Source organism: Streptosporangium sp. NPDC006007, assembly GCF_040614315.1.
GTDB lineage: Bacteria > Actinomycetota > Actinomycetes > Streptosporangiales > Streptosporangiaceae > Streptosporangium.
In genome coordinates this window covers 1-21,077 of record NZ_JBEXUG010000058.1, presented here as the reverse complement: position 1 = coordinate 21,077, position 21,077 = coordinate 1, and the positions used below count along the sequence as shown (strand labels likewise).

At 70.7% G+C, this 21,077-nt stretch carries 18 protein-coding genes; 5 read left to right on the top strand and 13 right to left on the bottom strand.

Annotated elements, in window-relative coordinates; translation table 11 throughout:
- The first annotated feature begins 77 nt into the window (after nt 1-77).
- Together ABZ194_RS28050 and ABZ194_RS28045 are read left to right on the top strand one after the other, a co-directional pair.
- Entirely contained in the window at nt 78-1,253 is a 1,176-nt protein-coding gene (locus ABZ194_RS28050) for an aminotransferase class I/II-fold pyridoxal phosphate-dependent enzyme (protein WP_355600022.1), read from the top strand.
- 67 nt (nt 1,254-1,320) lie between these two features.
- A complete protein-coding gene (locus ABZ194_RS28045) occupies nt 1,321-2,250 on the top strand; it encodes a threonine/serine dehydratase (RefSeq protein WP_355600033.1) in 930 nt (309 codons plus the stop codon).
- Between the two features lie 50 nt (nt 2,251-2,300).
- Here the strand turns inward: ABZ194_RS28045 and panB are convergent, their stop codons facing one another.
- Nucleotides 2,301-3,146 carry a 3-methyl-2-oxobutanoate hydroxymethyltransferase gene (panB, locus tag ABZ194_RS28040; RefSeq protein WP_355600021.1) on the bottom strand — a complete coding sequence of 282 codons (846 nt, stop codon included), beginning with the start codon at nt 3,144-3,146 and terminating at the stop codon, nt 2,301-2,303.
- Between the two features lie 368 nt (nt 3,147-3,514).
- On the opposite strand from panB, the gene ABZ194_RS28035 reads away from it, so the two are divergent.
- Complete coding sequence (locus ABZ194_RS28035; RefSeq protein ID WP_355600020.1) at nt 3,515-5,077, top strand: MFS transporter; 1,563 nt, start codon at nt 3,515-3,517, stop codon at nt 5,075-5,077.
- A gap of 7 nt (nt 5,078-5,084) precedes the next feature.
- Nucleotides 5,085-5,702 carry a TetR/AcrR family transcriptional regulator gene (locus tag ABZ194_RS28030; protein WP_355600019.1) on the top strand — a complete coding sequence of 206 codons (618 nt, stop codon included), beginning with the start codon at nt 5,085-5,087 and terminating at the stop codon, nt 5,700-5,702.
- Between the two features lie 105 nt (nt 5,703-5,807).
- Here ABZ194_RS28030 and ABZ194_RS28025 read toward each other — a convergent pair whose 3' ends face one another.
- The 9 genes from ABZ194_RS28025 to ABZ194_RS27985 all read right to left on the bottom strand — a co-directional run bounded on the left by ABZ194_RS28025 (nt 5,808) and on the right by ABZ194_RS27985 (nt 16,396).
- On the bottom strand, nt 5,808-6,023 hold the full coding sequence (locus tag ABZ194_RS28025; RefSeq protein ID WP_355600018.1) for a DUF1918 domain-containing protein: 216 nt from the start codon (nt 6,021-6,023) through the stop codon (nt 5,808-5,810).
- A gap of 359 nt (nt 6,024-6,382) precedes the next feature.
- The gene (locus tag ABZ194_RS28020; RefSeq protein WP_355600017.1) at nt 6,383-8,167 is read right to left on the bottom strand and encodes an NAD+ synthase; all 1,785 of its coding nucleotides are present in this window, start codon (nt 8,165-8,167) and stop codon (nt 6,383-6,385) included.
- 62 nt (nt 8,168-8,229) lie between these two features.
- Nucleotides 8,230-9,120 carry a hypothetical protein gene (locus tag ABZ194_RS28015; RefSeq protein WP_355600016.1) on the bottom strand — a complete coding sequence of 297 codons (891 nt, stop codon included), beginning with the start codon at nt 9,118-9,120 and terminating at the stop codon, nt 8,230-8,232.
- A 60-nt stretch (nt 9,121-9,180) separates the two neighbouring features.
- Nucleotides 9,181-11,274 carry a sensor histidine kinase gene (locus ABZ194_RS28010; protein WP_355600015.1) on the bottom strand — a complete coding sequence of 698 codons (2,094 nt, stop codon included), beginning with the start codon at nt 11,272-11,274 and terminating at the stop codon, nt 9,181-9,183.
- A 2-nt stretch (nt 11,275-11,276) separates the two neighbouring features.
- On the bottom strand, nt 11,277-12,743 hold the full coding sequence (locus ABZ194_RS28005) for a BTAD domain-containing putative transcriptional regulator (protein ID WP_355600014.1): 1,467 nt from the start codon (nt 12,741-12,743) through the stop codon (nt 11,277-11,279).
- Nucleotides 12,737-13,309: a hypothetical protein gene (locus tag ABZ194_RS28000; protein WP_355600013.1), complete on the bottom strand. Its 573-nt coding sequence runs from the start codon at nt 13,307-13,309 to the stop codon at nt 12,737-12,739. The genes ABZ194_RS28005 and ABZ194_RS28000 overlap by 7 nt, the downstream gene beginning before the upstream one ends.
- A 303-nt stretch (nt 13,310-13,612) precedes the next feature.
- Complete coding sequence (locus ABZ194_RS27995; protein ID WP_355600012.1) at nt 13,613-14,866, bottom strand: hypothetical protein; 1,254 nt, start codon at nt 14,864-14,866, stop codon at nt 13,613-13,615.
- Nucleotides 14,867-14,928: 62 nt separating this feature from the next.
- Complete coding sequence (locus tag ABZ194_RS27990; RefSeq protein ID WP_355600011.1) at nt 14,929-15,474, bottom strand: EF-hand domain-containing protein; 546 nt, start codon at nt 15,472-15,474, stop codon at nt 14,929-14,931.
- Between the two features lie 34 nt (nt 15,475-15,508).
- Entirely contained in the window at nt 15,509-16,396 is an 888-nt protein-coding gene (locus tag ABZ194_RS27985; RefSeq protein ID WP_355600010.1) for a terpene synthase family protein, read from the bottom strand.
- Between the two features lie 328 nt (nt 16,397-16,724).
- Between ABZ194_RS27985 and ABZ194_RS27980 the strand changes: the two genes are divergently transcribed.
- A complete protein-coding gene (locus ABZ194_RS27980; protein WP_355600009.1) occupies nt 16,725-18,086 on the top strand; it encodes a glutamine synthetase family protein in 1,362 nt (453 codons plus the stop codon).
- An 83-nt stretch (nt 18,087-18,169) separates the two neighbouring features.
- On the opposite strand, the gene ABZ194_RS27975 is transcribed toward ABZ194_RS27980, so the two are convergent.
- From ABZ194_RS27975 to ABZ194_RS27965, 3 genes are read right to left on the bottom strand one after another with little or no spacing between them, the layout of a single operon-like run.
- A complete protein-coding gene (locus ABZ194_RS27975; RefSeq protein WP_355600008.1) occupies nt 18,170-19,432 on the bottom strand; it encodes a site-specific integrase in 1,263 nt (420 codons plus the stop codon).
- Nucleotides 19,429-19,608, bottom strand: coding sequence for a helix-turn-helix domain-containing protein (locus tag ABZ194_RS27970; protein ID WP_355600032.1), 180 nt, complete (start codon nt 19,606-19,608; stop codon nt 19,429-19,431). Before ABZ194_RS27970 ends, ABZ194_RS27975 begins: the two co-directional genes overlap by 4 nt.
- Before the next feature lie 17 nt (nt 19,609-19,625).
- Nucleotides 19,626-21,062 (bottom strand): replication initiator, encoded by a 1,437-nt coding sequence (locus tag ABZ194_RS27965; RefSeq protein ID WP_355600007.1) that lies wholly within the window; start codon nt 21,060-21,062, stop codon nt 19,626-19,628.
- Nucleotides 21,063-21,077: the final 15 nt, after the last annotated feature.

The following is a 21,077-nucleotide window of genomic DNA, read 5'->3' as shown; positions in this document are numbered from 1 at the left end:
TGCTCTCCCGGACGGCCTGGTCTCTTGGACGGCCAGGCGATGGGCCGACGGGGAGACAGTCGCTAGACTGGGCTTTCATGCCTGATGAGCTTCGCCCAGAGACCCGTGCCGTCCACCTTCCCCAGCCTCGGCTGGACGGCAGCCGCCCCATCACGGTGCCGCTCTACCAGACCTCGGGTTTCGTCTTCGACGACCCGGCCGTCTTCGCCGACGGAATGGGCCGTCCCGACGGCCCCTTCGTCTACGGGCGGCTGTCGAACCCGACGGTCCGATCGCTGGAGGACGCCGTCGCCGGGCTGGAGGGCGGTGTGGGCGCGGTCGCCACCGCCTCCGGCATGGGGGCGATCAACTCCGTGCTGCTCGGCCTGCTCAAGCCCGGCGATCACCTGATCGCGCAGAAGCCCCTCTACGGCGGCACCGCCGCGATGCTCAAGGATCTGGCCGGGCGGTTCCGGATCGAGGTCTCCCACGTCCCCGAGGACGACCCGGCGGCACTGCGCGCCGCCGTGCGGCCGGAGACCAGGCTGGTCTATCTGGAGACCATCGCCAATCCGGTGGCGCAGGTCGCGGACCTGCCGGGGATGTGCGCGGCGGCCCGCGAGGCCGGGCTGGTCTCGGTGGTGGACAACACCTTCGCCTCGCCGATCCTCTGCCGCCCGCTGGAACACGGAGCCGACATCGTGGTCCACTCCACGACCAAGTATCTGAGCGGTCACACCGACGTGCTCGGCGGCATCGCGGTCTTCGCCTCGGCGGAGCTCCACCGCGCGGTGTGGCACTTCGCGGCCGAGCTGGGCGCCACCGCCGACCCGTTCGCCGCCTGGCTCACCCTGCGCGGCCTGCAGACCCTGCCGCTGCGCATGGAACGTCACTGCCTCAACACCCGCGAGCTCGCCCTCCGGCTGGACAACCATCCGGAGGTGTCCGCCGTGCACTGGCCCGGCCTGCCCTCGCACCCCTCACATCGGCTGGCCAGGAGGCTGCTGCCCGACTTCGGCGGGGTCTTCTCCTTCGACCTGGTCGGCGGGCGCGTGGCGGGTGAGAAGTTCATGAGCTCGGTACGGCTCGCCCTGCTCGCCCCCTCGCTCGGCGGCGTCGAGACCCTCATCCTGCACCCGGCGACCACCTCCCACCGCTCGCTGACGGCCGAGGAGCTCGCCCGGCACGGCATCGGCGAGGGCACGGTCCGGGTGGCGGTGGGCATCGAGCACATCGAGGACCTCTGGGCCGACTTCACCCAGGCGCTTTCGTGATTTTTTGCTAGATGTCGCTTTTTGCCGGGTAGAACGGTTTTTCCGGAGAGGGAGTGGAAGGGTGCCGATGGGGAACCCGCCGATCGGGGGCGTGTCGATCAAGGACGTCGAGGAGGCCGCCGAGCGGATCGCCGGTCACATCCTCCGCACGCCGGTGCTGGAGGCGGCGCCGGGACTGTTCCTGAAGCTGGAGGGGATGCAGCACTCGGGGTCGTTCAAGGCCAGGGGCGGTTTCAACAGGATCCTGGCCGAGGGGGAGCTGCCCGAGGCGGGGGTGATCGCGGCGAGCGGCGGCAACCACGGCCTGGCGGTGGCGTATGCGGCGCGGGCCCTGGGCGTCCGGGCGGAGATCTTCGTGCCGACGGTGTCCAGCCCGGTGAAGGTCGCGGGAATCCGCGCGCTCGGTGCCGAGGTGACGCGGACCGGGGCCGTCTACGCCGAGGCGTACGAGGCGTCGGTCCTGCGGGCGGCCGGGAGCGGCGCCCTGGAGATCCACGCCTACGACCACCCCGAGGTGGTCGCCGGGCAGGGCACGATCGGGCTGGAGGTGCTGGAGCAGATCCGGGGAGTGGACACCGTCCTCGTCGCGGTCGGTGGTGGCGGGCTGGTGGCCGGGATCACCGCGGCCCTCGACGGCCGCGCGCGGGTGGTCGCCGTCGAACCCGAGACGATCCCCACCCTGCACCGGGCGCTGCTGGCCGGAGGTCCGGTCCCGGTCCAGGTCGGCGGGGTGGCGGCAGACTCCCTGGGAGCCGACAGGATCGGCGAGATCGCCTACGGCGTCACCCGCGCCGCGGGGGTCTTGAGCGTCCTGGTCTCCGAGGAGGCCGTCGTCGACGCCCGGCTGGAACTGTGGCGGTCGTTCCGGACGGCCGTCGAGCACGCGGGGGCGGTGGCCTTCGCCGCCCTGCGCTCCGGCGCCTACGTCCCGGCTCCTGGGGAACGGGTGGCCGTGATCGTCTGCGGGGCCAACACCGATCCGGCGACCCTGGCCTGATCCCGCCCCGCCGTACCGGGGTGGAGAGGAGTGTGGCGGAGCCGGGCCGGTCAGTGGTAGCTGTGCTCGGTGGCGGGGAAGGCGCCGGTGGTCACCTCGTCGGCGAAGGCGCGGACGGCCCGGTCCATCTCCCGCGCCAGGTCGAAGTACTTCTTGACGAACTTGGCCGGGTGGGGGGTCAGGCCCATCAGGTCCTGCCAGACGAGAACCTGGGCGTCGGTGGCGGGGCCGGCGCCGATGCCGATGGTGGGGATGGACAGCGACGCGGTGACCCGCTCGGCGAGCTCGGCGGGGACGCACTCCAGAACCACCGAGAAGGCCCCGGCGTACTCCAGGTCCTTGGCGTCGGACGTCAGCTCGTCGCCGGACTGGCCGCGCCCCTGCACCCGGTAGCCGCCGAAGGCGTTGACCGACTGGGGGGTCAGGCCCAGGTGGGCCATGACGGGGATGCCGGCCGAGACCAGGGCCTCGACCTGGGGCAGTACCCGGCGGCCGCCTTCGAGTTTGACCGCGTGGGCGCCGGCCTCCTTCATGAAGCGGGCGGCCGTCTCCAGCGCCTGCTGGGGAGAGGACTGGTAGGAGCCGAACGGCAGGTCGGCGACGACCAGCGCGCGTGACGAGCCGCGCACCACGGCCGCCGTCAGCGGCAGGAGATCGTCCACCGACACCGGCAGCGTCGAGTCGTGACCGTACACGACCATGGCGGCCGAGTCGCCGACGAGCAGCACCGGAATACCGGCCTGGTCGAAGACCCTCGCGGTCATCGCGTCGTACGCGGTGACCATCGGCCACTTCTCGCCCCGCTCCTTGGCGGCGGCGATGTCACGGACGGTGATCCTTCGTCCAGCCTGGCCGCCGTAGAGCGCGGTCGGCGGGCTGGTGACGGAAGAGGACATGAAAGCACCCTCCAACGGGAGTCTCGAAGCGCCCCTGTGGCGTCTCCGGACGTTTCCGATGATTGCACGCGTTCGGCTGGTTCAACACCCCCGGCGCCGCCGGTAATCCGGTGGCGGAGGTGTCGGGGCCGTAGGACACAATGCATGCGGAGGTAGGCAACCACATGGCTGCCGAACCTTACCGGTGTCTGCCGGCCATCCCCGGGGCTCGTCCCCCTGCTCGGCACCGCGTCCGTGGCGACCTTCGTGCTCACCGCCACCGAGCTGTCACCGGCGGCGACCATTACGAAACGAGGCTGTTGCGTATCGAAAGTAGGAGGCGCTACGGTTGGGTTTCGAAACTTTGACGTATCGAAAACGGGGTTTTCATGAATCATCAACTCGGTCATCCCAGGCGGTGGCGGATCTTGGGAGTGCTGGTCTTCAGCCTCCTGGCGGTCGTGCTGGACAACACGATCCTCAACGTCGCCCTGAAGACGATCGCCGACCCGGTGGAGGGGCTGGGGGCCACGCAGAGCCAGCTGGAGTGGGCGATCAACTCCTACACGCTCGTCTTCGCCGGCCTGCTCTTCACCTTCGGGGTGATCGGCGACCGCACCGGGCGTAAGCGCATGCTCTTCGTCGGCATGGTGCTCTTCGGCCTGGCCTCACTGGCCAGCGCCTACGCCCAGGACCCCACGCAGCTGATCGTCGCCCGCGCGTTCATGGGCATCGGCGGTGCCGCGATCATGCCGGCCACCCTCGCGATCATCTCCAACGTCTTCCCTCCCGAGGAGCGCGGCAAGGCCATCGGCATCTGGGCCGGCGGCGTCGGCATCGCCGTCGCGATCGGCCCGATCACCGGCGGCCTGCTCATCGAGCACTTCTGGTGGGGATCGGTCTTCCTGATCAACCTGCCGATCGTGCTGGTCAGCATGGTGCTCATCGCGCTCGTCGTGCCCGAGTCGCGTGACCCCAAGCCGTCCAGGCTGGACCCGGCCGGGGTGCTCCTGTCCATCGTCGGCCTGGTCGCGATCACCTACGGCATCATCAGGGGCGGTGAGCTGGCCACGCTCGCCAGCGCCGAGGTGCTCATCCCGTCGATCCTGGGACTGGCCGTGCTGGTGGCCTTCGTCTGGTACGAGCGCCGCATCGACCACCCGGCCTTCGACGTCCGCTACTTCGCCAACGCCCGCTTCTCCACCGCGGTCGGCATGATCGGCATCGTGTTCTTCGCGATGATGGGCGGAATGTTCTTCCTGGTCTTCTACCTGCAGATCGTGCTGGGCTTCACCCCGATGCAGGCGGGCGCGCTGATGATCCCCTTCGCCGCCGCGCAGATCATCTTCGCCCCGCTCAGCCAGCAGATGGCCAGGCGTTTCGGCGGCAAGGCGAGCGCCACGGTGAGCATGGTGGTCGTCGCCGCCACGCTGGGCTCCTACGCGCTGATGGACCAGCACACCCCGGTCCTGGTGATCGAGATCGTCTTCTTCGTCCAGGGCGCGGCGATGGCCACCATCATGCCGCCCGCGACCACCACGATCATGGAGTCGCTGCCCAGGGAGAAGGCCGGCGTCGGCTCGGCCATGAGCAACACCGTCCGGCAGGTCGCCGGGGCCCTCGGCGTCGCCCTGCTCGGCTCGCTGCTCTCGGCCACCTACCGCGAGGAGATCGCCCCCACCCTGGCCGGTCTGCCCGTGAAGCTTCAGCACGTCGCCGGTGAGTCCCTGACCGGCACGCTTGGCGTGGCCCAGTCGCTCGGCGGGCGCGGCGCGGCGCTGATCGAGCCCGCGAAGCGGGCGTTCCTGGAAGGCATGCACATCACGGCCCTGGTCTCGGCGGTGATCGCGCTGCTCGGAGCCCTGGTGGTGCTCCGGTGGCTGCCGGGTAGGGAAACCCCGGCGACCATCACCGAGCGGCATAATCCCGACAGGGAACCAGCAGTAGTCTAGAGACGCGATGACCACCACGGATGAGACACAGGCGGCCCGCCCGGCAGGCCGGCCCCGCAGCGTCAGGGCAGAGAAGGCGATCATCGAGGCGACCCTCGATCTGATCGGCGAGAGCACCAGTCTCAGCGAGCTGTCGATCGAGGCGATCGCCAACCGGGCGGGGGTCGGCAAGACGACCATCTACCGGTGGTGGTCCGCCAAGGAGGACCTGGTCGTCGACGCCCTGGCCACGCTCAAGGCGCCGCTTCCCCCGCTGGCGGGCCGGTTCGTCCGGGAGGATCTGATCACCTGCGTGGAGGTCTTCCGGCGCGAGGCGTGCGACGGGCGGGCGCGCTGCGTGCTGAACATCGCGATGAACGAGGCCGAACGCCACCCCCGCCTGGCGGACCGTGTCCGGCAGGCGGCGATCGAGCCGCGCAGGGCGGTGCTGACCGCCTTGCTGGAACGGGGCGTCGCGACAGGCGAGCTGAGAGCGGACCTGGACGTGTCCGTCGCCATCGCGGCACTGATCGGCACCGTGGTCTGGTACATGCGGTGCATCGAGCAGAGCCCGGACGGCGATGTCCCCGAGGACATCGCCGAGCGGATCGTCGATCACATCCTGGCCGGTCTCGCCTCCCGCTGAGGAGGAGCGACATCGGGCGGGGAGGGTCGCGCGCAGGGAAGTCGCGCGCAGGGAAACCGCCGCCGTCCTGTTCGAGGACGGCGGCGGATCGTCCGGTTCACCCGATCACAGGGTCGTGAGCGGGGGCCCCTTCTGGTCTCCGGCCATCACATGCGCGTCGGGGCCGGGAAACACCATGCTCTCGTGCTCGTCGTACTCCCAGCGCACCATGTAGGGCGGGGAGCCGTCCTCGTGGACCAACTGCACGATCACGCCGACCCGCCGGTGCTCACCGTGCCGGGTGCCCTCGACGACCAGCCTGTCTCCTACCGCTGCCTTCATCAGAGTTCCCCCTTTTCTCTTGATTTCGGTGGACTACGGCACTGGCGGACTGCCGGGTGCAGTACCGCGCCCTGATGACCGCGTGGAGGGGCGGCGCGGCCGGCTTACCGTCCATCAGGTCACCGGTGACCGGTGATTCAGCCCCCTCCCCGGGCGCCGGAGCCTCTTCCGGTAATACCCATCCTGAGCAGGTCTTTCACCGGCAACCCCGGATGCTTCACACCTGATCGGCATCCCTGCTCGACCACACCGAAAAGGCCCCTGTCCCGGGGGACGAGGAGCCTTGGGGGTGCGGGTCAGCCGTCGAACTCGCCTGGTTTGACGCACGGCGGCGGACTCCGGAAACACCCCGCCGAGTCTCAGGGCGTCGTCTCGCGCCAGCGGTTGGTGATGGGAAGCCGGCGGTCGCGGCCGAAGTTCTTGGGAGTGATCTTCGGGCCCGGAGGATACTGGCGGCGCTTGTACTCGGCCTGGTCGACCAGGCGGATGACCCGGGCGACCAGGGCGGGGTCGTGACCGGCGGCGACGAGCTCGGCGGAGCCCATGTCCCTCTCCACGTAGTCGTCCAGGAGGTGGTCCAGCACGTCGTACTCCGGCAGGGAGTCGGTGTCGCGCTGGTCGGGGCGGAGCTCCGCGCTCGGCTCCTTCTCGATGGAGTTCTCCGGGATCGGCGGTGCCGCGAAGCCGTACAGGAACTCGTTCGACGTACCCGCCCGGGTGTTGCGCCAGCGGGACAGCTCCCAGACCAGGGTCTTGAGCACGTCCTTGATGGGGGCGAAGCCGCCGGCGGAGTCGCCGTAGAGGGTGGAGTAGCCGGCGGCCAGCTCGCTCTTGTTGCCGGTGGTGAGGACCAGGTGGCCGTGCTGGTTGGACAGGCCCATCAGGATCATGCCGCGCACCCGGGCCTGGAGGTTCTCCGAGGCCAGGCCGGACAGTGAGATCTCCTTTTCGAAGCCGCTCACGATGTCGCCGATCGGGACGGTCTGCGCGTTGACGCCCTGCCGGTCCACCAGCTCCAGGGCGTCGCTCAGCGAGTGCTGGGAGGAGTATCGGGAGGGCATCAGCACCACGTGCACCCGCTCGGGGCCGATCGCGTCGGAGGCGATCGTGGCGGTCAGCGCCGAGTCGATCCCGCCGGACAGGCCCAGGACGACCGACTGGAAGCCGTTCTTGGCCACGTAGTCGCGCACCGCGAGGACCAGCGCCGCGTAGACCTCGGCGACGTCGTCGAGCTGCTCGGAGATCACGGGGGGCTCCGGATCGTACGGCTCCACGGAGAACGCGGACAGCTCCAGCCGCTCCACCGTGATCACGGTCCCGTCCGCGGCGTCCACCTCGAACGTCCCCAGACCGCCGAAGCGGGCCTCGGGCAGTTCGAGATCGGTGATCAGTAGTTCCTCGGTGAACTGCGCGGCCCGCGCGACCAGCTCGCCGGAGGCGGACACGACCAGTGAGTCACCGTCGAAGACCAGCTCGTCCTGTCCGCCGACCTGGTTGACGTAGGCGAGGGCGCAGCCCGCCTCCTTGGCCCGCCGGGAGACCAGCGCGAGCCGTACGTCGTCCTTCTTCCGCTCGTACGGCGAGGCGTTCGGCACGACCAGCAGCCCGGCTCCGGCCTCCGCCACCACGGCGACCGGCCCGCCCTCCTGCCACAGGTCCTCGCAGACCGCGATCGCCACGTCCACCCCGTGCAGCCGGAAGATCGGCATCCGGTCGCCGCGCACGAAGTAGCGGTACTCGTCGAAGACGCCGTAGTTCGGCAGGTGGTGCTTGGCGGTCTTGGCGGCCACCCGGCCCCGGTGGAGCAGCGCCGCCGCGTCCAGCGGGGCGCCCTTGGGCTGCCCGACGCGCGGTGCCAGGTTCGCCCGGTCCACGTAGCCGACGATCACCGGCGTCTCGCCGAGCCCCTCGTCGGCCAGCCGTTCGGCGAGGGTCTCGACCGCGGCGATCGACGCCTCCACGAAAGAGGTCCGCAGCACGAGGTCCTCGACCGGATATCCGGTCAGGAACATCTCGGTGAACACCACGAGGTGCGCACCGCGCTCGGCGGCGCGCCGGGTCCACTCGACGAGCTTGTCGGCGTTGGCCGCCAGGTCGCCGACCGCCGGATTGGTCTGAGCCAGGGCGATACGCAGTTGAGCCACGTGCCCTACCTTATTGCGGCACACCGATCAGCCGGCGCCGGGGCGTCACCCGCCCCGGGCGCTTAACCCAGGACGTGGAGCAGGGCGAGATTCCTGGCCTTGACGGGTTCGGGCAGCCGCTGGATCTCCTTGCCCGAGGCGTCCAGGATCACCAGGGTGTTGGCGGGCCTGCCCTGGACACGTACGGCCAGGCGCCCGTCGCGGAGGTAGAGGGCGCCGAGCAGCCTGCCCCCGACCGGGATGGGGAGCCTCCTGCCCGTCTTGGTGTCGTAGATCGACGGGGTGAACGACTGGGGCCAGGAGCCGTCGCCGCCGGGGGCGTTCGCGCCGATCGTGTGCACCACGACCCGGCCGGCGTCGGGGGACAGGCTCTGCACGTGGTTGGCGAGCTTGATGCCGGGGGCCCTCCTGGAGACCAGGGATCCGGTGTCCAGGAGATGGACGCCGTCGGTGTCCCCCGCGTAACCGGCCAGCGTCCTGCCGTCGGCCGACCAGGTCAGGTGGCAGACGCCCATCGTCCGGCCGGCCTTCACCGGATTTCTCCCGTCGGCGCCGATCACCGTCACGGCCGTGGTCTCCGCCGTGCCCTTCACCGGGTAGGCGATCCGCCTGCCGTCGGCCGTCCAGGCCGGGGTCGAGCAGGGCCCGCCGTAGGCGGCGTCCTTGGCGATCACCCTGTCCGCGCTCGCGGTCTTGACGTGCAGGCGGTTCCCGCTGTCGATCCACGCGACCTTCCCGCCGCCGGGCGCCGCGGAGAACTGCCCGGCGAAGCCTCCGCCGCCGACGCTCCGCCGGCTCCAGCCACCCCGGTGGGTCAGCACCTCGACCCCGCCGAGCTGGTAGCCGGAGTAGACGGCACCCGTGACCGGCGCCGGCTGGGACGAGGCGGTCGCGGGGGAGGCGACGGCGGACACGGCGACCGCGGTGCCGACGGCCATGGCCCAGTGCTTCACAACGATCTCCTCAAATGAATTCGGCAACGGATGGTTAGAGCCCCGAGGGCCCCGGAAGGTTTACATCCGGCCGATCGAAATCGGCAGAACGGCCTCCACCGCCGTGCCGCCACCCGGCGCCGGGCCGATCACACACGTCCCGCCGAGCTCGGCGGCGCGCTCACGCATCGAGATCAGGCCGACGCCGGAGCGCGGCCCCTCGCCCAGCCCGTGGCCGTCGTCCTGGACCCGGACCGTCAGCGACTCGCCACGCCGCAACGAGACCGTCGCGGACCGGGCCGCGGCGTGCCTGCGGACGTTGGTGAGCCCCTCCTGCGCGATCCGGTAGGCGGCCACCTCGACGGCGGCCGGCAGATCGGACAGGTCGCCCTCGGTCTCGACGGTCACCTCCGGCGGGCCCCCGGCCGCCAGCGCCCGTACGGCTCCCGCCAGCCCGAGCTCGTCCAGCGTCGGCGGGCGCAGGCCGTACACCAGCTCCCTGATCTCCTGGCCCACGCTGTCCATGCCGCCGCGCAGCTCGGACAGGAGCAGGTCGGCCGAGGCGGGGGCGGTGCGCAGGCTGATCCGGGCCATGTTGATCGTCATCGCCATGTCGGTCAGCGCGTGACCGAGCCCGTCGTGCAGGTCCCGGCGCAGGCGGCGGCGCTCCTCCTCGCGGGCGGTGAGGATGCGCTCGCGGGAGCGTTGCAGGTCGGCGGTGGTCATCACGGCGTGCGCCACATCCGCCACATACGGCGTGGCCACGGTGATCAGGCGGTCGTTGTGGGCGGCGGCGAACCTGCGAGGCCCCGGGGCGCCCAGGAACAGCCGCCCGACCGGCTCACCGTGCCAGATCAGCGGCACCGTGCGCGGGGACGGCCCCAGCAGGCCGGTCTCCACCCGCCGGGTTCCCTGCCCCCGTACCTCGACGGCGACGCCGGTGACGCTCAGGCCGTCCTTGACCACCGAGGCGACGGCGGCCAGCGCGTTGACGGGCTCGGCCTCGCCGACCTCATAAGCCAGCCGGGCGGCGAGGGCGGCCGGATCGCCGTGCGTGCCGTACATGAGCCGGTCGACCAGGCGCCGCAGCATGTGCCGGAGCGGGTGGAAGACGACCCCGGCGAACAGCGCCGCGGCCAGGCCGCCGATCCGGTCGTACCCGGACAGGACGAGGCCGGTGAGCGCGCCCGCCCCGAAGTAGACGACGCTGACCGCCGCGACCAGCCCGGCGGCCACGAAGGCGCGGCTGATCACGGTGTCGATGCCGTACAGCCGGTGGCGCAGCACGGAGAAGGCGATGGCGACCGGGATCAGCCCGGTCCAGACGGTCGCCGCCGCTATCCAGCCCTCTCCGGCGAGCATGCAGACGATGTAGACGGCGAACGCGCTCAGCGGCCAGGCGATCTGACGGCGCAGCACGGGCCCGGCCCGGCGGAAGCGCAGCGCCAGGGAGAGCAGCGACAGGACGGCCAAGGCCATGATCAGCGCTAACAGGCCCCGCTGGATCGGCTGGTGGTAGGGGGCGAGCGCGTCGATGGCCAGGGGGTTCGGGATGATCCGGGGCAGCGGGTAGTTCTCGGCGGGCGGGGTCGGGCGCACGACCGTGCGGACCGCCTCGGCCGTCATCACCACGCCGGTCAGGACCACCATCGGGCGCCACCGCCGGGAGGGCAGCCGCCCGTCGGGCGAGTACAGCGGAAGCACGACGGCCAGCAGGCATCCGCCCACGACCCAGCCGATCCCCGCGGCGTAGCGGTAGAGGCCGGCCGCGGCCAGCGCGCCGTCGGCGCCGGAACGGTACATCATGGCGCCGCCGAAGTAGTTGACCGCGCAGCCGATCCCGCCGGCGCACATCAGCCAGGCGGGGGCCGAGCGGGATCGGCGGGCCAGCAGGAAGGCTCCCACCAGCGGAAAGGTCAGACCACAGGCGAAATCGGGGGTGACGATCGAGATGGAGTCCCACTCCGGTGGCAGGCCCAGGGCGATCACGAACCCGGCCACCGTGAGCCCGAACGCGACGACGGACAGCGCGACGGCCGCCAGGCGCAGCGGGGAGGCCGGCCGGTCGTCGGCCGGCGCGGGCATGTCCGCGCCCCGGCCGGGCGCGTCCCCATGCCGGCCGCCGTCCGCGGTTCCGGTGACCGCGCCGCTGTGAGGCCGCGCCCGCGTGGACATCGTTACCTGCCCATGTCGCCCGGGTTGACCAGCCCCGACTCGTACGCCGCGACGACGAGCTGGGCCCTGTCGAACAGCCCCAGGTGGTTCAGGAGCTTGGCCACCGACCGCGCCACCGACTGCTCGGACACCGACAGGGGCGAGGCGATCTGCCGGTTGGTGAGTCCCCGGGCGATCAGTTTCATCAGGTCCAGTTCGGTGTCGCCGAGCCCGGCCAGCCCGGGTGGGGCCGAGGGGTTGACCCGCCCCGCGAAGGCCGCGATCAGCCGCGTGGTGACGGCCGGGTCTATCAGCGCGTCGCCGGCCTGGGCGGCGCGCATCGCGGTGATCAGCTGCTCGGGGGCCGAGGTCTTGAGCACGAAACCGCTCACCCCGGCCCGCAGCGCCGCGTAGAGGTTGTCGTCCGTGCCGAACGTGGTCATCATGACGACCTTCGGCGGCGCCTCGTCGGCCAGGATCCGCCGCGCGGCGGTCAGGCCGTCCAACCGGGGCATCTGGATGTCCATCAACACCAGGTCGGGCGAGGTCTCGCGGACGACCGCGATCGCCTGCTCGCCGTCCTCGGCCTCGCCGACGATACGGAACCCCGGCTCGCTGTCCAGCACGACCCGGAGCCCGGTACGGACCAGCGCCTGATCGTCCACCACCACGACGCGCAGCGTCACGGGCTCGGCCACCCGCACCGAGAGGGTCTCCCCGGGCGCGTCCGGCTCCCCGAGCAGGTCCAGATGGGGGGCGTGCGACAGCATGTCGGCCTCAAGGCGCTGGAGGGTGGTGCCGAGGTCGAGGCCGAGTTCCTCGCGGAGGATCGTCCCGGCCCGCCGGAGCGCTCCCAGCGCGTCGCCCTGCCTGCCGCTCCGGTAGAGCGCCAGCGCGAGCAGCCGCCAGCCCTCCTCCCGCAGCGGATGCGCCGACACGTGCGCCTCCAGGTCGGCGACCAGGGCGCTGGACCGCCCGAGCCGGAGCCCCGCGTCGGCCCGGCGTTCGACGGCGATCAGCCGCAGCTCCTCCAGCCGGCCCGCCTCGGTCACCGCCCACGGCAGGTCGGAGAACTCGGCCAGCGCCGGACCCTGCCACAGCGCGAGGGCGTGCCCCAGACGCTCCCACACCGCGCCGGGCTCGCCCTCGGTCTTGACGGCGTTCTCGAACCTCCACGAGTCCACCTGACCGATCTCGGCACGGAGCGCGTATCCCGGCGGGGCCGAGACCAGCACCTCGGCCTCCTCCCTGGGCGCTCGTCCCGGCTCCAGGGCGCGTCGCAGCCGTGAGACGTACCCCTGGATGGTGGACAGGGCCTGGGCGGGCGGCTCACCGGGCCAGAGCTCGTCGATGAGCACGCTCACCGGGACGGCGCGACCGCCGGCCACGAGGAGCCGGGCCAGCACGGCCATCTGGCGTTGACCGCCGAGGTCGAGCACCATGTCGCCGTGGCGCGCCTGGAACGGTCCGAGAGCACGGAATGTCAGCATTGCAGGCGCAAGCGTAGAGCTACCTGGTCCAAGGTCATACGGCGATACCCACCATCGTTCGCGTGCTGTAAGAAATCATCAGTGGTCAGGTCTCTACATTCAAGTTCACCGGCAGTACCGCCTCGACCAGCGTGCCCTCGCCGGGCGGCGACGTGATCACGCGGGTGCCGCCGAGTCCGGCGGCCCGCTCGCGTGTCGACGGCGGCCTCACCCCGTCGTCGCCCGCCGGGACGTTCAGATGTCCGTGCCCGCCGGCCGTCGCCGACCGGCGTCCGGGTGATCGGCGTGTCGAGGCCGCAGAGCCGGTGACGCAGCGCGGAGACGGTGATCGCGGCGGGGATGAGCGGGATCGTGAACAAGGCCGGCCGCCACGCCGGGTTCCCGATCACCCAGGGGACGATGAGGGCCGCCACGGCCGGCGGCGGTGTGTAGGAGGGCTGCGGCAGCCGTGAGGTGACCCAGACGTTGACGCACTCCATGGCGACCGGCACGGCCGCGATCAGAACCGCTGCGATCCGTGCCTGGACGGGCGTCACCGTCGGGAACACCTGGCTCAGCCCGCGCATCGCCCCGGCCTTTCCATGTCGTACTTGGAAGGACCTTAACCGGCGCGGACCGCAATCCAATCAACAGGCGCTTAAAGTGACATCCGCCCCACACCCGCCCATGCCTCCGCGTTTACCCCTGAAGCACCCGTGCCCCCACCGTACGGCGGCGCGACGCGGAGCCGAGCGCGAGCGCGCCCGAGGCGGCCGTGAGGTCGTCCACCGCCGCACCCCGATGGGCGACTCCCCGGTCCGCCCGTCCCGGCGGACGACGCTCCCCCGTGCCTCCCGCGAGACGTGCGGCAGACACGGGGGAGCGGCCGATCAGGTCACGTCATACCGGCTGGACTCCAGGAGCCACTCCAGCTGGGCCCGGGGAGCCCCAAGGAACGCGCAGGCCACCTTGCTGGCGTCCCTCGCCTGGACGGGTGAGAGCCCGAACCGGTCGAACAGCCCCGGCAACCGCATGGCGGCGGCCCGAAGGTCCTCGGCGCGTTCGGCGATGCGGTCGTTCACCCAGGCGACGGCGTCGGCGTCCGAGAGCCCGAACGCGCGGGCGGCGACCATCACGTAGTTGTGCACGTCCCCGTTCGCCCGCTCCTTGTGGTGCGAGGCGACGTCGTTGCACCACGCGGTGACGTCGTTGCAGGCGTCCACCAGCGTCCGCCAGGTCGGGCTCTCCCGCAGCTCGGCAGGGACCTCGACCCCCAGACACGGCTCCACCAGGTCGAACAGGTAGGGGCCCGCGGTTCCCCGCCGCAGCGCGGGATACTCGGCGGCCGAGGGCACCCGTCCCGCGCACCGGTTCTCCGCCTCCGTACGGCAGGCCGACCCCTGAGCCGCCACCCCTCCGGCGAACCGCTCCCGCCAGCGGGAGCTCATCCGCGGGGCGGTCGCCTCCCAGAGGTCGAGGAAGGCCACCTCGACCGGTGCGGCCCCTGCCGAGGCCCCCGCGGGGGCCGACGCGGAGGCTCTCGCCCGGGGTGGGGGGAGCGATGGCGTGATCTTCGCCTGGGCCGGTGACGGGCTCTCCATCCGTGCCGGACCCGTCGTCCGGGGCGGCGGGGAATTTCCCCGAAGGACCGTCATGACGGATCCAGGAGAGGCCGTCATGACGGATTCCGGCGGAGCGGGCGCCGGGATGACGGGCCGGGCGGGCTCCGGCCGGACCGGGGCGTCACGCACGCCGGCCTCCGGCGGCCTGTCCTCCACCCGGCCGGGCGACGTTCCCGGGGCGCCGCCCGGGATCCCGGTCTCCGCCATGTGACGTTCGAGCCGGGCGAAGGTGGCCTCCACGATGCCGGCCGCGCGTCCGGCGGGCTTCTCGTCCCACTCGTCGTCGAAGTGGAACAGCCAGGTCAGCCACTTGGCGAACAGGAGCGTCGAGTCGGCGCCGAACCCGGCGAAGGCCCGTCCCGCCATCCGGTCGAAGCCCGCGGACGCGGGCGTGTCCAGCCCGATCTCCCGGGTCCACTCGGCGAGTGAGGCGGTGATCCGGTCGATCGACGAGTGCATCCGGCACGGCGCGGCCATCACCGGGACCCGGTCGACGAGGGGGAGGAGCAAGGTCGCGGCCACCGAGGGATCCCGCTCCCGCGGTGGCCGCGTTCCCGTCCTGGGGGCTGTGGGGGTGAAGGTCACTACAACGGACCGAACAGCCAGTTGCCGGCCGAGCCCGGGTCGGTGCTCGTGTAGTACTCCCGGACCGCCTCGACCAGCTCGTCCACCGAGACGATCCCGTTCCGGTCGAGGTCCAGCCGGTCGAAGGCGGCGTCCACGTCGTCGTACCCGACGCCGAACGCGCTCATCATGATCCGGAACTCCGCCGGTCCGACGGCTCCGTCCCCGTCGGTGTCGCACAGTTCCGCGACCGCCTCCGCGGCCGGCCCGAACATCGCGTCGAACCGGTCGCCTCCGACGAACGCCGAGGTCATGCCGGCTCGGAACTCCTCCGGCGAGACCGTGCCGTCGCCGTCGACGTCGAGCTCGGCGGAGAGGGTCAGCCAGATCGCCTCGAAACCCCGGATGAGCTTGCTGCCCGCGGCCGAGGTCGGCGACTCGCCGAAACCGATCAGGATCCGGGCGCCCAGGCCGAGCAGGTCGTCACGCTCGACCTTTCCGTTGCCGTCCACGTCCAGATGCCCGAAGGCGCGGTCCAATTTGTGCTTGAGAAGTTCGGTACTCATCTTGACCTCCCGATTACTTGGAGAACCCAAATGATTACCCTACGTGACGACAGTGAGGTGATTCCAGAAGTCTCTCCAGGTAGGCCCGGGAAATCGTCAAGAAGGCGCATGCCACCCGGACCACCTCGCGCGAGGCGGTGAAGCCCAGGTCGTGCCGCTCCACGACCTGGGGGATCGTCCGGGCGGCCGTCCACAACTCCTCCACCCGGGTCACCACGCGGTCGACCACCCACTCCACGGCCGCTCCGCCGCCCAGAGAGACCGAGGCGGCCTTCACGTAGCCGCCTCCGGAGGCCAGGTCGTCGCACCACGCGACCACGTCGCCGCTCGCCTCGGCGACCGACCGCCACTGCCGGCTCTCCCGGACCGGGGCGGGCACCTCGGTCCCGGCGCACGGCTCCACCAGGTCGAACAGGTATCGCCCGAAACCGGCCCTGCCCAGCGCCGGGTAGTCCTCGATCGAGGGCGCGCCGCCGCCGAGCAGCGCCGCACGCTGGGCGGTGAGTCCGGCCAGGAAGCCCGCCCGCCACCCCTGGCTCATACCGGGCGCGCAGTGCCGCCAGAGCTCGGCGAAGGCCCGCTCCACCGGCGCCGGCCCCGGCTCGCCCCCCTCGGCCACCGCGAGCACCCCGGCGAACGCCGAGGGCTCTCGGCGCAGGCACGACAGCCAGGTCAGCCAGCGGGCGAACAGCGTGGCCGTGCCGGTGCCGTACCGGGCGAACGCCCGACCGGCCAGCAGATGAACCCCGGGAGGCGGGGCCTCCAGCCCGGCGCCCCGGGACCAGGCGATGACGTCGGTCTCGATCAGGTGCGCCGACGGGTGCACGGGGCACGGGGCGGCCATCGCGGCGAGCCGTTCGACGAGCGGGGCCAGCGAAGCCGGCGTCGCCCCGCCCGGCGGCCCGTGGAGTTCGGTGCGCATCGTCGTCTTCCCCCGAAGGACGTGGATCTCTCAGGTCCGGCCACGGAGATCGCCGCCGGCGCCGGCCGCCGCAGGGCGCCGCGGATCACGGTGAATTACCGTGGGTCGCGGTGGATCACCGTCCGTGACCGGTGGCCCGCATTGTTCCGCCTGGTCATGCCCGTGGGCCAGCACCTTCCTCGCCGGGCGTGTCCCGGACCGGGGCGATGCGGACCCGATGCGGCATCTCGCCGCTCCTCCTCGTAACGTGTGCGAAACACGGAGCGGGCAGACTGGTGGAAGACCAGGCGTGTGGCACCACGCCTGTGTCGGCAGTGAAGGAGGGGCCTTGGACCGTCAGCAGGAGTTCGTTCTCCGCACCCTTGAGGAGCGCGACATCCGGTTCATCCGGCTGTGGTTCACCGACGTTCTCGGGTTCCTGAAGTCGGTGGCCATCGCCCCGGCGGAGCTCGAAGGGGCCTTCGCCGAGGGGATCGGCTTCGACGGCTCGGCGATCGAGGGCTTCGCCCGGGTCTACGAGTCGGACATGCTCGCCAAGCCGGATCCGGCGACGTTCCAGGTCCTGCCCTGGCGCAGTGAGACGCCGGGCGCGGCCCGGATGTTCTGCGACATTCTCATGCCGGACGGTTCACCCTCGCACGCCGACCCGCGCTGGGTGCTCAAGCGCGCCCTGGCCAAGGCGTCCGACATGGGCTTCAGCTTCTACACCCACCCCGAGGTGGAGTTCTTCCTGCTGAAGGACCGGCCCGAGCGTGGTGTGCGGCCCGAGCCGCTCGACGACGGCGGCTACTTCGACCACACCCCGCACAGCTCGGGCCACGACTTCCGGCGTAACGCGATCATGATGCTGGAGTCGATGGGCATCTCGGTCGAGTACAGCCACCACGAGGGCGGCCCCGGCCAGCAGGAGATCGACCTGCGTTACGCCGACGCGCTCACCACCGCCGACAACATCATGACCTTCCGCCTGGTCATGAAGGAGGTCGCGCTGGAACAGGGCATCTGGGCCAGCTTCATGCCCAAGCCCTTCACCGAGTATCCCGGCTCCGGCATGCACACCCACATGTCGCTGTTCGAGGGGGACCGTAACGCCTTCTACGAGCCCGGTGCCGAGTACCAGCTCTCCAAGGTCGGCCGCTCCTTCATCGCGGGCCTGCTCGCGCACGCCGCCGAGATCACCGCGGTCTGTAACCAGTGGGTGAACTCCTACAAGCGCCTGTGGGGCGGAGCTGAGGCGATCGCCGGAGCCGGCGGCGAGGCCCCGAGCTACATCTGCTGGGGTCACAACAACCGCTCGGCCCTCGTCCGGGTGCCGATGTACAAGCCCCACAAAAGCGGTTCGACGCGCATCGAGTTCCGCTCACTCGACTCGGCCTGCAACCCCTACCTGGCCTTCGCGCTGATCCTCGCGGCGGGACTGAGAGGCATCGAGCAGGGGTACGAGATGCCCCCCGGCGCCGAGGACGACGTCTGGGCGCTCACCTCCGCCGAGCGCCGGGCCCTGGGCATCCAGCCGCTGCCGCAGTCGCTGGACGAGGCCATCGGCGTCATGGAGCGCAGTGAGCTGGTCGCCGAGACCCTCGGCGAGCACGTCTTCGACTATTTCCTGCGCAACAAGCGCACCGAGTGGAACGAGTACCGCCGCCAGGTCACCGAGTTCGAGCTGGGCCGCTACCTGCCAGTGCTCTAACCTGCTTCAATGCGAAGCCGACGAGCGTTTCCCAGCGATCGGGGAAAGCTCGTCGGCGGGGGAAATCCCTCAGACATTGAAGATCAGGGCACATCCAGGGCACACGCGCCGTCGTTGAAGAAGACGCTCATGGCCCGCCGAGCCCGCTCCGTCGCACTGGGCATCAGGTGGGTATAGGTCCGCAGCGTGAAGGCAGGGTCGTTGTGCCCGAGGAACTCGGCCACGGTCACGATGTCGACGCCGGCGGCGAGCCAGGCCGACGCGGCGGTGTGGCGGAGCTTGTGGCAGCCGTGCTCCCGGTACGGCTTACGCCGGGCACCTGGAGGAGTAGGAGGAACGATGCCCGCGCGTTCGATAGCCCCGCGCCAGGCGTAGTTGAAGGAGCCCCTGTGTAGAGCCTCTCGGGTCCCGCGGGTGAACAGGAGACGATAAGTCCGGGGTTCCCCATCGGGAACGCGCCATGGCAAGGTGACATCCACGGGCGGATGGTTCTTGATGTGTTCCTGAAGATATTCAGCCACCTCCGCAGGCATCGGCACTGAGCGCGTCTTGTTCCGCTTGGGCAAGGAGAAGACCTGCCGACTCCGGACGAGCCGGACCTGACGGTTCACACGGACCATGCCATTACCGAAGTCCAGATCCTCTACCGCGATCCCGAACAACTCACCCTGCCGGAGCCCGCAACCCGCACCGAGGTAGGCCATCGCCCCCAGGTGAACCGGGAGCGCTTCAGCAACGCCGATGACCTGGGCAAGTGTCCAGGGAACCACCTTCTTGGGATCGTTCTCGACCGGCCGGACGGACTGGACCGACTTCAGCTTGAAAGGGTTCCGATTGATGATCCGGTCGTCAACCGCAGAGCTGAAGATCGCAGAGACCATGTCCGTGATGATCTTTATGGAGCTTGGGGCCAACGACTCCCCCATAAGCTTGATCCATGCGCGGATGGAAGCCGGACGGGTAGCCAGGGAGGTCATCATCTCCGATCCGATCTTCTGGCCGTACACCCACCGGGATAGACGACTGTCCACGCCCTCCAGAGTCACGGGGTCATTCGTCAGGCTGGCTCGCCACTGCTTGGCATAGGCGCTCAGGGTGATCTGTCCAGCCGTCGGATCGAGGTACTCGCCTTTGTGCAGGCTGCTCTTGATCTCCGCGTCGAATCGTTCAGCGTCGGGGCGACGATCAAAGTTGCGCTTCCGTTGCGTACCGATGTCGTCCCGGTACCGGACCTGCCATCGGCCGTCGCAGCCATGGTCACCAGTCGGAACCCGCTTGGTACGGCACCCGCACGGCTCCTCGCCAGGTTTGGGCCGAGACTTGTGCCACCGGTCATAGACCGTCATGATTGCTCCCGCACCCAGGCCCGCACGTCTTCCGGGAAGTAGCGCAGGTAACGGCCGATCTTGTGCCCCGTTGGACCAGTGCCCAGGTAACGCCACTGGTAGAGCGTGGCTGACGGGACGCCGAGGAACTTCGCGACCCGGCTTACGTCCCACAGGTCGTCATCGCCATCGACCATGGTCGTCGTTGTCTGGGTCATGCTGCCTCCTCGCTGGGCGTCGACGGGGCACGGCGGGGCCAACGGGAGCGGCGGGCGTGTTCGCGTTCGTCGCGGACGAGCTGGGCGACGTAGAGGTCTGCCGGATGGGTGTAGCCCTGTCCGGCGTAGCTCCACGAGCCGATCACCAACGTGGAGTCGTCGGCCGGTTGGCCGGTCAGGGCGTCGTGTCCGTGGCGGCGGGCTTGTTCGGCGCGAAAGGAGCGCCTCACTTCACGCAGTGCGCCCAGGGTGGTGGAGTAGGCCGGGGACTTGGTCGAGAAATGGCCCCGGAAGCCCAGCATGTGCGCCCAAGCCCGCAGCCGCAGATCCCGCAGTTGTTCCAGGTCGCCGAGTTGCCAGCAGGTTTCGATCAGCCGTCGCTGGTGGGCCGTCAACGTCAGCCCCCTCAGGTCGGCCAGGTCCTTGATGCGCCGGTCCACGGTGCCCTCGGTGGTCGCGCCCTTGGTGGCGTACTTGGCGATGTAGCCGGCCACCTGTGCCTCAGTCAGCGCGTCCTCGGCCAGTTCGCCGGTCACGATCGGGGTGATGTCGAGCTGGGCGCCGAAGCCGAGCCGCCGTGCGCCGCCGGTTTCCGGGCAGGCCGGGGAGGTCAGGTGCACGCTGGCCGCAGCCGTGCGCACCGCCCGATCCAGGAGTTCGACGGTGGCCCAGTCCGGCGGCGGAACCGGGGTGCCGTCGTCGGTGCGGCCGTCCAGCCGGACCACCGCGTGAAAGTGCACCAGGCCGCGGGCTTGGTACTCGGCGACCTTGGCGAACGACACCCGCACCAGTTTGTTGAACGCCGTCGCGGTCAGCCCGGCGGCATAAGCCAGTTCCCGGCGCAAGTAGATGGTGAAGCGCCGCCACAGGTCGGCGGCGTGCGCGTTCCACAGCACGTGCCCGGCGTAGTCGTAGCAGTCCGCGCACAACGGTTGCCCCAGCGCGGGAGCATTCGGGCCGTGCAGCTCAGTGCACGACAGCGGCTTGCCGTGCGGACAGACCCCAGCCGAGCGGCGGGGACGGCACGGCAAGACCTTGCCGTCCTTGACCCTGTGGGCGTGGACCGGCCCGAACGACGGCGCGGTCAAGGTGACCAGCGCCCGGGGATGCTCGCGCACCGTCTCAGGGACGCCCTTGTCCCCGCCGAGCAGGCCCGCACGGATCAAGTGGAAGGTGTCGGCCCGATACACCTCCGAACACGCCGGGCACCGGGACGCACGACGGTTCCCGCACGCCACCAGCAACACGCCACCGACCTCACCACGAGTGCTGTAAACGGTGTGCTCGACACCGCCAGCACCAACGCGCGACAGCACGCCACGGACGCGGATCGGCTGAGCGCAGCCGCCCAGGCGGGCAAGAGCCCGGTAACGGCTGCGCAATCCACCCGCGAGGGAGAAGTACCGGCAGACCTCCGGATCGAAGCCGCTCACGCGCCCACCTCCGAC

Coding starts and splice junctions, on each gene's coding strand:
- ABZ194_RS28050 (WP_355600022.1), top strand. CDS start 78: ATGCCTGATGAGCTTCGCCCAGAGACCCGTGCCGTCCACCTTCCCCAG.
- ABZ194_RS28045 (WP_355600033.1), top strand. CDS start 1,321: ATGGGGAACCCGCCGATCGGGGGCGTGTCGATCAAGGACGTCGAGGAG.
- panB (WP_355600021.1), bottom strand. CDS start 3,146: ATGTCCTCTTCCGTCACCAGCCCGCCGACCGCGCTCTACGGCGGCCAG.
- ABZ194_RS28035 (WP_355600020.1), top strand. CDS start 3,515: ATGAATCATCAACTCGGTCATCCCAGGCGGTGGCGGATCTTGGGAGTG.
- ABZ194_RS28030 (WP_355600019.1), top strand. CDS start 5,085: ATGACCACCACGGATGAGACACAGGCGGCCCGCCCGGCAGGCCGGCCC.
- ABZ194_RS28025 (WP_355600018.1), bottom strand. CDS start 6,023: ATGAAGGCAGCGGTAGGAGACAGGCTGGTCGTCGAGGGCACCCGGCAC.
- ABZ194_RS28010 (WP_355600015.1), bottom strand. CDS start 11,274: ATGTCCACGCGGGCGCGGCCTCACAGCGGCGCGGTCACCGGAACCGCG.
- ABZ194_RS28005 (WP_355600014.1), bottom strand. CDS start 12,743: ATGCTGACATTCCGTGCTCTCGGACCGTTCCAGGCGCGCCACGGCGAC.
- ABZ194_RS28000 (WP_355600013.1), bottom strand. CDS start 13,309: ATGCGCGGGCTGAGCCAGGTGTTCCCGACGGTGACGCCCGTCCAGGCA.
- ABZ194_RS27990 (WP_355600011.1), bottom strand. CDS start 15,474: ATGAGTACCGAACTTCTCAAGCACAAATTGGACCGCGCCTTCGGGCAT.
- ABZ194_RS27985 (WP_355600010.1), bottom strand. CDS start 16,396: ATGCGCACCGAACTCCACGGGCCGCCGGGCGGGGCGACGCCGGCTTCG.
- ABZ194_RS27975 (WP_355600008.1), bottom strand. CDS start 19,432: ATGACGGTCTATGACCGGTGGCACAAGTCTCGGCCCAAACCTGGCGAG.
- ABZ194_RS27970 (WP_355600032.1), bottom strand. CDS start 19,608: ATGGTCGATGGCGATGACGACCTGTGGGACGTAAGCCGGGTCGCGAAG.